This is a genomic window from Halogranum roseipondis (assembly GCF_059695585.1).
In genome coordinates, this window is sequence record NZ_CM185235.1 from 2,741,578 (window position 1) to 2,755,755 (window position 14,178).

Annotated in this window: 12 protein-coding genes; 7 read left to right on the plus strand and 5 right to left on the minus strand. The window is 68.4% G+C overall.

Annotation, left to right across the window (positions count from 1 at the left end; translation table 11 throughout):
• Positions 1-2 precede the first annotated feature (2 nt).
• A complete protein-coding gene (gene panB, locus EOHIBHHM_RS14390) occupies positions 3-812 on the minus strand; it encodes a 3-methyl-2-oxobutanoate hydroxymethyltransferase (protein WP_497251739.1) in 810 nt (269 codons plus the stop codon).
• Between the two features lie 221 nt (positions 813-1,033).
• Here panB and EOHIBHHM_RS14395 point away from each other — a divergent pair, with 221 nt between their 5' ends.
• From EOHIBHHM_RS14395 to EOHIBHHM_RS14425, 7 genes are all read left to right on the plus strand, one after another.
• The gene (locus tag EOHIBHHM_RS14395; RefSeq protein ID WP_497251741.1) at positions 1,034-2,392 is read left to right on the plus strand and encodes a diaminobutyrate--2-oxoglutarate transaminase; all 1,359 of its coding nucleotides are present in this window, start codon (positions 1,034-1,036) and stop codon (positions 2,390-2,392) included.
• A complete protein-coding gene (locus EOHIBHHM_RS14400; protein ID WP_497251743.1) occupies positions 2,389-3,930 on the plus strand; it encodes a pyridoxal phosphate-dependent decarboxylase family protein in 1,542 nt (513 codons plus the stop codon). Before EOHIBHHM_RS14395 ends, EOHIBHHM_RS14400 begins: the two co-directional genes overlap by 4 nt.
• On the plus strand, positions 3,927-5,807 hold the full coding sequence (locus EOHIBHHM_RS14405) for an IucA/IucC family protein (RefSeq protein ID WP_497251745.1): 1,881 nt from the start codon (positions 3,927-3,929) through the stop codon (positions 5,805-5,807). Before EOHIBHHM_RS14400 ends, EOHIBHHM_RS14405 begins: the two co-directional genes overlap by 4 nt.
• On the plus strand, positions 5,804-6,436 hold the full coding sequence (locus tag EOHIBHHM_RS14410; RefSeq protein ID WP_497251747.1) for a GNAT family N-acetyltransferase: 633 nt from the start codon (positions 5,804-5,806) through the stop codon (positions 6,434-6,436). Before EOHIBHHM_RS14405 ends, EOHIBHHM_RS14410 begins: the two co-directional genes overlap by 4 nt.
• Positions 6,433-7,896, plus strand: a complete 1,464-nt coding sequence (locus EOHIBHHM_RS14415) for a lysine N(6)-hydroxylase/L-ornithine N(5)-oxygenase family protein (protein WP_497251749.1) — start codon at positions 6,433-6,435, stop codon at positions 7,894-7,896. The genes EOHIBHHM_RS14410 and EOHIBHHM_RS14415 overlap by 4 nt, the downstream gene beginning before the upstream one ends.
• A gap of 45 nt (positions 7,897-7,941) precedes the next feature.
• Positions 7,942-9,885 (plus strand): IucA/IucC family protein, encoded by a 1,944-nt coding sequence (locus tag EOHIBHHM_RS14420; RefSeq protein ID WP_497251751.1) that lies wholly within the window; start codon positions 7,942-7,944, stop codon positions 9,883-9,885.
• 73 nt (positions 9,886-9,958) lie between these two features.
• Complete coding sequence (locus EOHIBHHM_RS14425) at positions 9,959-10,261, plus strand: DUF5822 domain-containing protein (protein ID WP_497251753.1); 303 nt, start codon at positions 9,959-9,961, stop codon at positions 10,259-10,261.
• Positions 10,262-10,285: 24 nt separating this feature from the next.
• Here the strand turns inward: EOHIBHHM_RS14425 and EOHIBHHM_RS14430 are convergent, their stop codons facing one another.
• From EOHIBHHM_RS14430 to EOHIBHHM_RS14445, 4 genes are all read right to left on the minus strand, one after another.
• Complete coding sequence (locus EOHIBHHM_RS14430) at positions 10,286-10,903, minus strand: DedA family protein (protein WP_497251755.1); 618 nt, start codon at positions 10,901-10,903, stop codon at positions 10,286-10,288.
• 120 nt (positions 10,904-11,023) lie between these two features.
• Positions 11,024-11,581 carry an HAD family hydrolase gene (locus EOHIBHHM_RS14435; RefSeq protein ID WP_497251757.1) on the minus strand — a complete coding sequence of 186 codons (558 nt, stop codon included), beginning with the start codon at positions 11,579-11,581 and terminating at the stop codon, positions 11,024-11,026.
• A gap of 141 nt (positions 11,582-11,722) precedes the next feature.
• Complete coding sequence (locus EOHIBHHM_RS14440; protein WP_497251759.1) at positions 11,723-12,862, minus strand: acyl-CoA dehydrogenase family protein; 1,140 nt, start codon at positions 12,860-12,862, stop codon at positions 11,723-11,725.
• A 54-nt stretch (positions 12,863-12,916) separates the two neighbouring features.
• Entirely contained in the window at positions 12,917-14,128 is a 1,212-nt protein-coding gene (locus EOHIBHHM_RS14445) for an alanyl-tRNA editing protein (RefSeq protein WP_497251761.1), read from the minus strand.
• Positions 14,129-14,178 lie beyond the last annotated feature (50 nt).

A 14,178-nucleotide genomic window follows, 5' to 3' on the forward strand; every position in this document is an offset into this window, starting at 1 on the left:
GGTCAGTACAACTCGTCGAGGTCCGGTTCGACGTGGCTGTGTTCCTCCGCCGGGAACGTGCCGGACTCGACGGCCTCGACGTAGCCCCCGATGGCCTCCGTCATCGCCGATCGGACGTCGCCGAACTGTTTCGCGAAGGGAGGGACGCTGTCGCCGAGTCCGACGACGTCGTTGACGACGAGCACCTGTCCGTCGCAGTCCGGCCCGGCACCGATGCCGATAGTCGGGATCGCCAACTCCTCGGTCACCTGCGCGGCGAGGTTGGCGGGGACGTGTTCGAGGACGACCGAGAACGCACCCGCCTCCTCGTGTGCGCGTGCGAGGTCCAAGATCTCCTGTGCTTCGGCCTTCGAGGTCCCCTGTCGGAGGTAGCCGGTCTGTTTGACCTGCTGGGGCGTCAGTCCGAGATGCGCCATGACGGGGACACCCAGTTGGGTCAGTCGCTTCGTCAGTTCGACCGTGTGGGGACCACACTCCAGTTTCACCGCGTCGGCGTCGGCCTCCTTGAGCATCCGTCCGCAGTGGTCGATGCTCTGGGCCTCGTCGACCCCGACCGAGAGAAACGGCATGTCGGCGACGACGACGGCGTCGTTCGTCGCGCGGGCGACGGCCGCCGTCCGACTGCGGACCTCCTCGACCGTGACCGGGAGCGTCGAGTCGTACCCCAGCGCCGCGTTCCCCATGCTGTCGCCGACGAGGATCAGGTCGACGCCCGCCGCGTCCACGAGCGCCGCGGTCGGCGCGTCGTAGGCGGTCAGCATCGTGATGGGGTCGTCGCCAGCCATCGCCTCGATCGCCCGTACTGTCGTCATAGCCGCCTCTTGGCGGGGGTTCCGGTTAAAGCCGTTCGGTTGCTGTGTCGGGGGCGTCCATCCCAACATCTATCCAACTTTTCACTCCGTTAATATTTAGGCCAGCCTAAATCGAATATCTTTTCAATTGTTAGGCGAGCCTAAATCACGCATGAGTTTAGGTTCCCCTAAACCGAGAGACGACGCACGACACGGAGCGGCGGTCGTCCGGGAGGTGGCCCGTGTCGCGTGAGGACCCCTCGAACGCGGCGTTGCTCGCACAGCAGGCAGACCGGGAGTCGAACGCGCGGACCTACCCCCGTCATCTCCCGCTGGCGATCGAACGAGCGCGCGGCGTCGAGGTCGAAGACGTCGACGGTGACGTCTACTACGACTGTCTGGCCGGAGCGGGGACGCTCGCACTCGGCCACAACCACCCCGCCGTCACCGCAGAGATCGAGCGGTTGCTCGCCGAAGACCGTCCCGTCCACACGCTCGACATCACGACGCCGGAGAAGGAGGCGTTCGTCGACGCGCTGTTCGAGGCGCTCCCCGACGAGTTCGCGGACGACGCGACGGTGCAGTTCTGTAGCCCCGCCGGGACGGACGCCGTCGAGGCCGCGCTGAAACTCGTCAAGACCGCGACCGGCAACCGGAGCGTCCTCGGCTTCCAGGGCGGCTACCACGGGATGACCAACGGCGCACTCAGCCTGATGGGCGACACGGCCGCCAAGGAGCCCATCTCGGGGCTGATGGCCGACGTCCACCACCTCCCGTACCCCTACGAGTTCCGCCCGCCGTTCGGTCTCGACGGCGACGAGGGCCACCGGGCGATCAGTCGATACGTCGAAGGGCTGCTCGACGACCCCGACAGCGGCGTCGTCAACCCCGCCGGGATGATCCTCGAACTCGTCCAGGGCGAGGGCGGGGCGATCCCAGCCCCCGACGAGTGGACCCGCGAGATACGGCGCATCACCCGCGAGCGCGACGTCCCGCTGATCGTCGACGAGATTCAGACCGGGCTCGGCCGGACGGGCGAACTGTTCGCCTTCGAACACGCCGACGTCGTCCCCGACGTCGTCACGCTCTCGAAGGCCGTCGGCGGCGGCCTCCCGCTCTCGGTCGTCGTCTACCGCGACGAGCTCGACGTGTGGGAGCCGGGCGCACACGCCGGCACGTTCCGCGGCAACCAACTGGCGATGGCGGCCGGTCGCGCCACCATCGAACACGTCCTCGAGAACGACCTCCACGAGCACGCCGCCGAGATGGGTCGGCGACTCCGCTCGCGATTCGAGGAGACCGCCGCGCAGTTCGACGCCGTCGGCGACGTCCGCGGGCGTGGACTGATGCTCGGCGTCGAGTTCGTCGACCCCGACGGCGACCGCGAGGCGACCGGTGCGCTCCCGGCCGACGGCGACCGGGCCGCGGCAGTTCAGTCGGCCTGCTTCGACCGCGGGCTGATCGTCGAGACGGGCGGCCGCCACGGCGCGACCGCGCGGTTCCTCCCGCCGCTGGTCGTCACGTCCGACCAGATCGACGACGTCGCCGCCATCTTCCACGAGGCCGTCGCGGCGACGGCGACGCGGGAGGTGGTGGCGTGAACGACCAGCGGCGACTCCGTGCGGAGTCCGACTGGGAGACCGAGACGCCGCCCGGCGTCGGTACGTTCCTCGGGACGGGGGCGGGGTCCGCCGCCTACCGACGGGCGATGGACGCCGCCGTCGACGCCGTCCTCGACGTGACCGCGGACGGTCCGTACTCGGGGGCCACGTACGACGAACTCGCCGACGAACTCGCCGTCGACCCGCTGCCGGAGACGGGCGAGGGGCTCGACGAGACGCTCGCGTGGGTCCGCGAGCACGTCCTCGAAAACTCGGTCGTCACGTCGCATCCGACCTGCGTCGCCCACCTCCAGTGTCCGACCGCGATCCCGGCGCTCGCGGCCGAGACGATGCTGAGCGCGGTCAACCAGTCGATGGACTCGTGGGACCAGAGCCCCGCCGCCACCGTCGTCGAGGAGGCGACGGTCGAGGAGCTCTGCGCGCTGTTCGGCTACGACACGGACGCTGCCGACGGCGTGTTCACGAGCGGCGGGACCGCCTCGAACCTGCTCGGACTCCTGCTCGCACGCGACCGCTACGTCGCCGAGACGTTCGACCGACGCGTGCAGGACGAGGGGCTCCCGGCCGAAGCCTCCGACCTTCGCATCCTCTGTTCCGACGCAGGTCACTTCACCGCCGAGCAGTCGGCCGCCGTCCTCGGCCTGGGCGAGGAGGCAGTCGTCTCCGTCCCCACGGACGACGAGCACCGGATGGACCCCGAGGCGCTCGACGCCGAACTCGCCCGTCTCGACGAGGACGGAGAGAGGCCGTTCGCGCTCGTCGCCACCGCGGGGACGACCGACTTCGGCAGCGTCGACCCCCTGTCCGCGCTGGCCGACCGGGCGGCCGACCACGACCTCTGGTTCCACGTCGACGCTGCCTACGGCGGGGCGCTCGCCGTCTCCGACGCCCACCGCGAGAAACTCGCGGGCGTCGACCGCGCGGACTCCGTCGCCGTCGACTTCCACAAACTGCTCTACCAGCCCATCAGCTGTGGGGCCTTCCTCCTCCGCGACGGGGGCCACTACGACCTGATCGACCGGAACGCGTCGTACCTCAACCCGGAGACCGACGACGAGGCGGGCGTCCCGAACTTGGTCGGCAAGTCGCTGGCGACGACCCGCCGGTTCGACGCGCTCAAGCCGTTCGTGACGTTCCGAACGCTGGGACGGGAGGGCGTCGCCGAACTCGTCGACTACACGCTGGCGCTCGCCGACGACGTCGCCGAGTTGGTCGGACGCGACCCGGCGCTGGAACTCGCCGCCGACCCGACGCTGAACGCCGTCGTCTTCCGCTACCGGCCGCTCCGGGCCCACCCGGACCGTGAGACCGGCGACTGGGTCGACGCCGTCAACCGTCGGATCCGCGACCACCTGCTGGAGCGCGGACTGGGCGTCGTCGCCCGCACCGAAGTCGGCGGCGACGCCCACCTGAAGCTCACGCTGTTGAACCCGCAGACGACCGTCGACGACGTCGCCGACCTGCTGGTGAGCGTGAAACAGTACGGGGCCGCAGTCGAGTCGGAGGTGGTCGAATGACGACCGTCGGTGCCGGCTGTGAGACGCCCGCCGAACACGCCGAGTCCGCGACGATACACGGCCTCCTGAACTGCTATCTCAGGGAGACGCAGGCGTACGCCGTTCGGGCCGCAGAGCGGACGCCAGTTCGGGGGTCGAACGACACCGAGGACGCCGACGAAGCCGACGTCGTCGTCGTCCCGCTCTCTGAGTCGAAGCTGACCCTCTACGCACCGCTACGGTACGAGTCGCCGACGGGGCGACACCTGTTCGCGTTGCCGGTGGTCTACACGACCGGAGTCGTCGACGCGGACGGGAGAGCAGGGAGCGAGCGCGACCCGATCGAACTCGACGCGTCGACGCTCGCGGCGCTGCTCTGTCGGGAGCTGGCGCTCGCCGCCGAGGGGCCCACGGCGACGGACGACGTGCTCTCGCGCGTCCTCTCTAGCAAGGCGAACATCGAGCGGTTCGTCGCCGCGAGAGAGGGAGAGTCGGACCGCCTCTACGGCTTCGACACCACCTTTCGCGACGCCGAGCAGTCGCTCGTCTACGGCCACCTGATGCATCCGACGCCGAAGAGTCGCGAGGGGATCGCCGAGCGCGACGCGCCGACCTACGCCCCCGAACTCCGCGGGTCGTTCCCGCTGCACTACGTCCGAGCGGACCCGTCCATCGTCGCGAGCGACTCGGCGCTCGACACCGCCGCCGTCGAGTGGGTGAAAGCCGAGTTGCGAACAGACGACGCGGTGTCGGCGGAGTTCGTCGCGGAGCACGTCGATAGCGACGACGTGCTTCTGCCCCTGCATCCGTGGCAGGCCGACTACCTCCTCGACCAACCGCACGTCCGCGAGGCCGTCGACGAGGGGCTGCTCACCGACCTCGGCCCCGTCGGCCGCGAGTACTACCCCACCACGTCGGTGCGGACGGTCTATCACCCCGAGTCGTCGTTCATGCACAAGGGGTCGCTGAAGGTCGCCATCACGAACTCCGAACGGACGAACAAGCGGCCCGAGCTGGAGCGCGGCGTCGCCATCTCGGAGCTGCTGGCGACCGATCTCGGCGACGCGCTGCGCGAGCGGTTCCCCCGGTTCGACGTGATTCAGGACCCTGCCTACCTGACGCTCGACGTCGGCGACGACCCCGAGTCCGGCTTCGAGGTCGTCCTCCGCGAGAACCCCTTCGAGGGCGAGACGGCGACGAACGCGACGCCCGTCGTCGGCCTCTGTCAGGACGGCATCGACGGCCCCTCGCGACTCGCACGCGTCGTCGAGACGCTGGCCGAGCGCGAGAGTCGGTCGACGGATGCAGTCGCCCGCGACTGGTTCACTCGGTATCTGGCCCTCTCGGTGCGGCCGATCCTGTGGCTCTACCTGCGGCACGGCGTCGGCGTCGAGGCCCACCAGCAGAACAGCGTCGTCGTCCTCGACGACGGCTACCCCGACGAGTTCCGCTACCGTGACAACCAGGGCTACTACTTCCGCGAGTCGGTGTACGACGACGTCGACGCCCACCTCCCGGGCGTCGGCGAACGCGCGGACACCATCTGTCCGGACGCCGTCGCCGACGAGCGCATCCGTTACTACGTCGTGCTCAACAACGTCTTCGGCGTCGTCAACGCACTCGGCGTCGCCGGCCTCGTCGACGAGCGCGACCTGCTCGAGATCCTCCGCGAGGAGTTGGCGACGCTCCAGCGGTTCGAGCGCGGCGACACGTCGCTCGTCTCGACGCTGCTCTCGGCCCGCGAGATCCGGTGTAAGGCGAACTTCCGGACGCGCGTCGAGGGACTGGACGAACTGGAGGGGTCCCTGGAGAACCAGTCGGTGTACACCGAGATTCCGAACCCGCTCGTCACCGAACTCGAGCGAGCGAGCGGGGAGACACAGGAGGTCACGCGATGACCGATTCGATCGCACTCACGACGAACGACTACGACTACGAACGCTACGACCGGAGCATCGACCGCCACGTCGGCTTCCGTCCCGTCGAACTCGACCGGGATCTCGGCCGTCTCCACGCGTGGCTGAACAGCGAACACGTCCTGCCGTACTGGCAACTGGACGACCCGCTGCCGGTGTTTCGAAAGGAGATGGACGCGAAGCTCGCAGACGACCATCTGACGCCCTACGTCGGAACGCTCGACCACGTGCCGATGAGCTACTGGGAGCGCTACTGGGCCACCGAGGACGTGATCGCCGACTACTACGACGCCGACCCGAGTGATCAAGGGATCCACCTGCTGTTCGGGCCGCCCGAGTATCTCGGACGGGGCTACGCCGAACCGCTCCTGCGGGCGATGACGGCGTTCCAGTTCCGTCACCCCGAGACACAGCGCGTCGTGACGGAACCGGACGTCCGGAACGACGTGGTCGTCCGCGTCTTCGAGCAGTGCGGCTTCGAACCCGTCCGCGAGATCGAGATGGAGGAGAAGGACGCGCTGCTCATGACGTGCGAACGCGAGCGGTTCGAGCGCGAGGTTCTCGCGCCGGAGCGGCCGGTCGACGGCGACGTCGAGGAGGTGGAGGGATGACGGACGACAGGTGCGACGACTCACCCGACGGCGACCGCGTCTACGACCTGCTCGGCGTCGGCCTCGGCCCGTTCAACCTCGGCCTCGCGGCGCTCGCGGACGACGAGGACGCCGACCTCGACGCCGTCTTCCTCGAACAGAAACCCGAGTTCGCCTGGCACGAGGGGATGCTCGTCGAGGGGGCGACGCTCGAAGTGCCGTTCCTCGCAGACCTCGTCACCCTCGCGGACCCGACGAGCGAGCACAGCTACCTCAACTACGCCCGCGAGACCGACCGCATCTACCAGTCGTACTTCTACGAGCGGTTCCAGATCCCGCGACGGGAGTACGACGACTACTGCAAGTGGGTCGCCGAGCGCGTGCCGGCCTGTCGGTTCGCCCGGCGCGTCGAGAGCGTCGTCCCCGCCGCACGCGACGGGGGAACCGAAGACGAGGCGGCCGACGACGATGCCGCCTTCGTCGTCACCGCCCGCGACCCGGAGACGGGCGAGACGCACCGCTATCTGACCCGCAACCTCGTGGTCGGCGTCGGCAGTCGCCCGTTCGTCCCCGAACCGTTCGACGATCCCCCCGACGCGGACGTGTTCCACACTGCGGGCTACCTGCCCAACCGCGAACGGGCGCTCGACGCCGACGGCATCACCGTCGTCGGCTCCGGGCAGAGCGCCGCCGAGGTGTTTCAGGACCTGCTCGAACGGCAACCCGACCACGGCTACCGCCTCGACTGGCTGACGCGCTCGGAGGGGTTCTTCCCGATGGAGTACTCGAAACTCGGGCTCCAGCACTTCACGCCGGAGTACACGCAGTACTTCTACGACCTCCCGCAGCCCGTCTCCGACGAGGTGCTCCCCGAACAGGACCTGCTCTACAAGGGGATCGACCCGGACACGAGCGACGAGATCTACGAGACGCTCTACGAGCACTCCATCGGCGACGCCGACCCGGACGTCGGACTGCTGGCGATGACGGAAGTCGAGGACATCGACCCCACCGACGAGGGACGATATCGCCTCCGCTGTCGGCAGTGGCAGGAGGGAACGTCGTTCACTCACGAGAGCGACGTCGTCGTCCTCGGCACCGGCTACCACCGACCGACGCCCGACTTCCTCGACGGGCTGGAACCGCACATCCAGCGCGACGACCGTGGTCGCTTCCGCGTCGAGGAGACGTACGGACTGGAGACGACCGACCTCGACGGCCGAGTGTTCGTCCAGAACGCCGAGATGCACACCCACGGCGTCGGCGCGCCGGATCTCGGCCTCGGCACCTACCGCAACGCCGTCATCCTCGACCAGTTGCTCGCCGACTCGCCGTACCCCGTCGACGAGGACACCGTCTATCAGGATTTCAGCGCCGAGTCGTTCGCGTCGGCGTCGCCGGTGACCGAACTCGTCCAGACAGAGCACGCCGACCGCGCCGCCGACAGCGACCGACCGACACCGCCGAACTCCGACGACTGAGGAATCGAACGGCGACCAGAGACTACGACACACATCAGATTCACCATGACCGACCACGACACCACCGAGACGACCGAAACCGTCGACACTATCGAGACGTCCCGACCCATCGATAACACCGAGACGCTGCTTGAGGCACTGGATACGGACACCCTCGCCGCCGTCGAGCGCGAACTGCTCGCGAAGATGCTCGCGGAGTTCGCTTACGAGGACCTCCTCGACCTCGAGGCGGTCGAGGAGACCGACCGCGGAACCCGGTACGAACTCGCGTTCGACGACGCCGACTACCGGTTCGTCGCCGAGGACCGCCTGATGGACAGCTACCTCGTCGACGAGGAGAGTATCGAGCGACGGGCGTCCGGCGACGCGGGGGGAACGGACGAAGGCGACGACTCCGACGAAGGCGACGACTGGGAGACCGCCACCGACCCCGTGGCGTTCCTGCTGGACGCGCACGAACAGATCGGCACGCCGGAGATGACGGTCGGCCACCTCGTCCGCGAGTACCGCAACACGCTGGTGGCGGACGCTCACACCAAGACGCGTCAAGCGGAACAAGAGCAGGACGTCGCCGGGATGAGCTACGCCGAACTCGAGGGCGAGATGACCGGCCACCCGTGGATCACCTACAACAAGGGTCGACTCGGCTGGGGGTACGACGACTACCTGAACTACGCCCCCGAGCGAAAAGCGCCGGTGCAGCTCTCGTGGCTCGCAGTCAGCAAAGAGCGATCGACGTTCGCCACCGTCGAGGAGCTGTCACCCGACCGATTGCTCCGTGAGGAGCTGGGAGAGCTGTACGAGACGTTCGAGTCACGTCTGGAGTCCCGCGGCCGTGACCCCGAGAACTACTACTTCATGCCGGTCCACGAGTGGCAGTGGGACAACACGGTCGCACAGCTCTACAGCAAGGAGATCGCCGAGGAGCGCATCGTCCCGCTCGGCGAGACGCCGGACGAGTATCTCCCCGCCCAGTCGGTGCGAACGTTCCTCAACGTCGACAACCCGGAGAAGCGGAACGTGAAGCTCCCGATGCGCATCCTGAACACGCTCGTCTGGCGCGGGCTCCCCGGCGAGCGAACCGAGGCCGCACCGCTCGTCACCGAGTACGTCAAGGGGATCCGCGACGACGACGAGTTCCTCCGCGAGGAGTGCGAACTCGTCCTCCCCGGCGAAGTCGCGGGTATCAACTACGACCACCCCGAGTTCGCGCGCCTCGACGGCAACGCCTACCAGTACGACGAACTGCTCGGCACCGTCTGGCGCGAGAGCGTCGAGGGACTCGTCGACGACGACGAACGCCCCGTCACGCTGTCGGCGCTGATGCACGTCGACGACGGGACGCCCGTGATCGGCGACCTCGTCGACCGCTCGCCGCTGGACCTCGAAGCGTGGCTGGACGAGCTGTTCGCGACGATGCTACCGCCGCTGCTCCACTATCTCTACCGCTACGGGACCGTGTTCTCGCCGCACGGGGAGAACACCATCCTGATCCTCGACGAGGAGAACGTCCCGACGCGCCTCGCGGTGAAAGACTTCGTCGACGACGTGAACGTCAGCGACCAGCCCCTGCCGGAACTGGAGCAGTTGCCCGACGAACTGACCGACGTGCTCCGTCGCGAGTCGCCGGAAGGACTCTGTCAGTTCGTCTTCTGCGGGCTGTTCGTCTGCGTCTACCGCTACGTGTCGAACGTGCTGACCGAGCACCGCGACTACCCCGAAGAGCAGTTCTGGACGCAGGTCCGCGAGGCGATTCTCGACTACCAGTCGCAGTTCCCAGAGTTGGAAGACCGCTTCGAGACGTTCGACCTGCTGCGCCCCGAGTTCACGAAACTGTGTCTGAACCGCAACCGGATGGTCAACGAGGGATACGGCGACGCCGAAGGTCGACCGCACGCCGCCGAACACGGTACCGTCGAGAACGCACTGTACGCCGTCGCACACGAGGAGGCGGAGGAAGAGGAACCGCCCGCCGCAGCGGACGACTGACCGGGTTGCAGCGGACGGCCGACCGGTTGCGGCGAACCGGCACGCATTAACCGCTCGGCCCGTATCTCCGCCTGTGCAACCTGTCGAACGCTCGAACCCCGAGGGAGTCGACTACGGCTGGGTGATGCAGACCACCTTCGTCACGACCATCCTCGTCGGCGCGCCCATCGTCGCCGCCCTGTCGACGCAGGTCGTCCTCCCGACGTGGGAGTCCCGCGTCGAGTTCGCCGTCCGCGTCGGTGCCGTCGTCTGGATTCTCACGGCCGTCTCGGTGTTCGTCTACGCCAAGCGCACGAACGCCGGCGACGGCGGCAGCGACCCCGACGAGATAGAGACCGAGGAGAACCCGGGCGTCGAGGCTCGCGCCGACGACTGACTCTCTTTTAGACTGCGTTCGGCGTCACCGAGACCGACGGTGGGAGTACCGCTGCACGAGGACCCCGACCCCGAGAAGCACGAGCACACCGAGGGCGGCGAGCGCGGGGTGCGCGGCGGCGGCGTCGACGGCGGCCGCGAAGAGCGGTTGCTGGCGACCGTAGTAGACGAGCGCGCCGGCGGCGGCGTAGAACCCGGCGGTTCCGACCGCGGTGTACGTGCCGAACCGAAGCGGGTCCATGTTGGCGAGGCCGGCCGGGATGGAGATTACCGACCGAAGGACGGGGAGGAACCGGCCCCACAGCACCGACGACTGTCCCCACCGGCGGAACCACGACTGCCCGCGTTCGATCCGCTCCTCGGAGACGTCGATGCGGTCCCGTATCCAGCCACGCTCACCGACTCGGGTGTCGTAGAAGACGTAGAACGGGACGAGCGCACCGACCGTCCCCCCGACGGTGGCCGCCAGCACGAACACGAGAAACGAGGGGACGTCGGTGACGAGCAGCGCGGCGGCCGCGGGGACGACGACTTCGCTCGGCAGCAGGGGAAAGAGCATCGACGTCTCGAGGAAGGTGAACAGACACAGCACGAGCGGGCCGTACAGTCGCAGGAAGTCGAGCAATACTCTCGTCAGGTCCACGTCGTGACGTTGGCGACGGCGGCATAACACCCCTTGGGCCGGCGTCGACGCCGGGGGTCGGTTGTGACGCCAACGGGTGACGGTGACGGCGGCGGCCGACGGCGACGACCGACTCGAAGTCTACCGTCCGTCGACGTACCGGAACGCTGCTCCCGCGCGCTCCGCGGTGACCTCGTCGCGCCGGGAGTCGCCGACGAAGACCGCCTTCGAGGCGTCGACGCCGAGTGCGCGGAGCGTCGCCAGCAACGGTTCGGGGTCGGGTTTGCGCGTCGCCACCGAGTCGCGGCCGACGACGCTGTCGACGTGCGGGGCGAGTTCGTGGACGTCGAGTGCGACCCGGCAGGCCGCCTCGCAGTTGAGCGAGCAGACGCCGACGGGGACGCCGTGGTCGGCGACGCCGTCGGCCAGCGGGAGACGGTCCGAGCGCCGCGCACCCTCGGTCTCGTGGTCGGCGATGGCCGTCTCGACCTCGGGTCGGAGACCGTGTTCGTCGGCCAGATCGAGCATCCCCCAGAGGTCGTAGTCGGTCACGTCGACGCCCGCGTCGGCGAAGACGTCGACGACGTCGGCGGCGACGGCGTCCCAGTTCACCGCAAGGTGGACGAGCGTTCCGTCGAGGTCGTAGACGACGGCGTCGAACTCGGTGAGGTCGGTGAGGTCGAAAGCGTTGAGCGTCACTGTGTGACTCTCGGCGCGGGAGCGAAAAGACGACTTCGGTCGCTCAGAGGGGTTGTCGTAGAATCTCATCGACGTTCTCCAGGAGAATCGACCCCTGTGGGTCGCCGAGCGTCTCTGAGCTTCCGGGTGGCGACGATACCCCTATCGGTCCAACACGCCGCGGGCAATGATCGTCTTCTGGATCTCCGAGGTGCCCTCGTAGATAGTCGTGATCTTCGAGTCGCGGTAGTAGCGCTCGACGTCGAAGTCGGTGGTGTAGCCGTAGCCGCCGTGGATCTGGACGGCCTCGTTGGTGACGTCGACGGCCGCCTCGCTGGCGAAGTACTTCGCCATCGACGCCGCGATGCGGTTGTCCTGTCCCGCGTCCTCCTGTCGGGCCGCCTCCCGAACCAGCAGGCGCGAGGCCTGCAGCTGCGTCGCCATGTCGGCGAACTTGTGCCGGATCGTCTGGAACTCGCTGATGGGCTGGTCGAACTGCTCTCTGTCGGCGGCGTACGCCTTCGCGTCGTCGAAGGCGGCCTGTGCGAGACCCACGGCCTGCGAGGCGATGCCGATGCGACCGCCGGTCAGAATCGTGAACGCGGCGGAGAGCCCCTTCCCCTCCTCGGTGAGGCGGTACTTCTCGGGGACGCGCACGCCGTCGAACGTCATCGCCGTCGTGTCGCTGGCGCGGAGACCGAGTTTGTGCTCCTTCTTGCCGACCTCGACGCCGTCGAACTCGGCCGGAACGAGGAACTGCGTGATCCCCTCGTCGGTCTTCGCGAAGACGACGTAGACGCCCGCGCGCTGGCCGTTGGTGATCCACTGTTTCTCGCCGGTGATCACGTACTCGTCGCCGTCTCGCTCGGCGCGAGTGGTCATCTCCGCCGGGTTCGACCCGGCCTGCGGTTCCGAGAGACAGAACGCGCCGACTGGCCGCCCGTCGACCATCTCGGGCAGCCACTCGTCTTTCACCGCGTCGGTGCCGAACTCGGCGATACAGGAGGTGGCGAGACAGTGCACCGAGAGCGCCGTCGCGACGGCGAGTTGACCGTAGGCGACCTCCTCGTTGACGATGCTGTACGTCGTTCGGTCCGCGCCGAACCCGCCGTACGCCTCGGGGACCGTGAGTCCGGTGAGGTCGAGGTCGGCGAGGCCCTCCCAGACGTCCTCGGGGAACGTCTCGGTCTCGTCGGCCTCGCGTCCGCCGGGTCGGATTTCCTTGACGGCGAACTCGTGGACGACGTCGCGGATCGCCCGCTGTTCGGGCGTGAGCGCGGAGTCGACGTCTGCGAATACCATAGCTCAGAGTTCGGTCCATGATGGAAAAAGATGACTGATGCGAAGACGAGTGAGTCAGCGTCGCACGGACGCGACCACGTCCGCCGGGTCGGCGTCCAACCCGCCGCCCTGCGCGAACGTCGGCCCGCCGCCGCCACCGCCGCCGAACTCCTCGGTGAGGTCATCGACCACGTCGCCCGCGGCGACGTCGCCGGTGGAGGCGACGACGACGAACGTCGACCCCTGCCGGCCCGCGACGACGACCACGTCCGCGTCGTCGCCGTCGCCGACGACACCTTTGGCCGCGTCGCCGACCTCGTTCGGGCCGAACCCGTCGACGGTACCGACGCGCCACGTCAGCCCGTCGCGGTCGACGGCGTCGAGTCCCGCGAGTCGCGCGCCGAGCATCTCCGCCTTCAGGTCGCTCAGTTCGGCTTCGAGAGCCTCGGTCTTCGACCGGAGGTTCCGGACCATCCCGGGCAACTCCGAGACGCTGGTCCCGAGTTCGCGGGCCGCCTCGAGCGTCGCCCGCCGTTCGTCGGCGCGACGGTCGACGGCCCCCGGACCGACCGCGAACTCGACGCGGGTGAGTCCCTCGCCGGGGTTCGAGCGGCCGAGCACCTGTACCGGGCCGATCTCTTCGGTGTTCGAGACGTGCGTGCCGCCGCAGGCCGCGACGTCGAACGGAGCGTCGTCGTCGGCACCGACCGTGACGATGCGGACCGCGTCGCTGTCGCTGAACACGCCCTCTTCGGTCTTGACGTTGAACGCGACCTCCTCGCGAGCGCGTGCCTCCTCGACGGGGATTTCCTCCCACGAGACGGACAGCGAGTCCCAGACGACCCGGTTGACGAGTCGTTCGAGGTCGACGAGCGTCTCGTCGTCGATCTCCGTCGACGTCTCGAAGTCGACGCGGACCTTCTCGTCGTCGATGTTGAACCCGCCGTAGCCGAGGTCGTCGAGGTACTCCCGGCCCGCGCCGTACAGCGCGTGACTGGCGGTGTGGGCGCGCATACAGTAGGTGCGGAAGGCGTCGTCGACGACGCCGGTCACCGCGTCGCCGGCGTCGACGTCGGGCGGCGACTCCAGCGTGTGCACCACGTCGCCGTCGCGGTGCTGGACGTCGACGACCGCGACGCCGGCGAGGGTGCCGCGGTCTGCGGGTTGGCCGCCGCTCTCGGCGTAGAAGTAGGTGTCGTCGAGGACGACGTCGCGGCCGTCGACGGCGGCGACCGTGGCCTCGAACTCGCGGACGTCCGGATCGGCAGGTGCGAGAGACTGTGGCATGGGTGGCCGGAAACGCTCGGGAGACAAAAAGATACGACTCTCGGTCGACT

Bases quoted from the DNA above. Each gene is read 5' to 3' on its own strand.
- panB (WP_497251739.1), bottom strand. From the start codon at position 812: ATGACGACAGTACGGGCGATCGAGGCGATGGCTGGCGACGACCCCATC.
- EOHIBHHM_RS14405 (WP_497251745.1), top strand. From the start codon at position 3,927: ATGACGACCGTCGGTGCCGGCTGTGAGACGCCCGCCGAACACGCCGAG.
- EOHIBHHM_RS14410 (WP_497251747.1), top strand. From the start codon at position 5,804: ATGACCGATTCGATCGCACTCACGACGAACGACTACGACTACGAACGC.
- EOHIBHHM_RS14415 (WP_497251749.1), top strand. From the start codon at position 6,433: ATGACGGACGACAGGTGCGACGACTCACCCGACGGCGACCGCGTCTAC.
- EOHIBHHM_RS14420 (WP_497251751.1), top strand. From the start codon at position 7,942: ATGACCGACCACGACACCACCGAGACGACCGAAACCGTCGACACTATC.
- EOHIBHHM_RS14440 (WP_497251759.1), bottom strand. From the start codon at position 12,862: ATGGTATTCGCAGACGTCGACTCCGCGCTCACGCCCGAACAGCGGGCG.
- EOHIBHHM_RS14445 (WP_497251761.1), bottom strand. From the start codon at position 14,128: ATGCCACAGTCTCTCGCACCTGCCGATCCGGACGTCCGCGAGTTCGAG.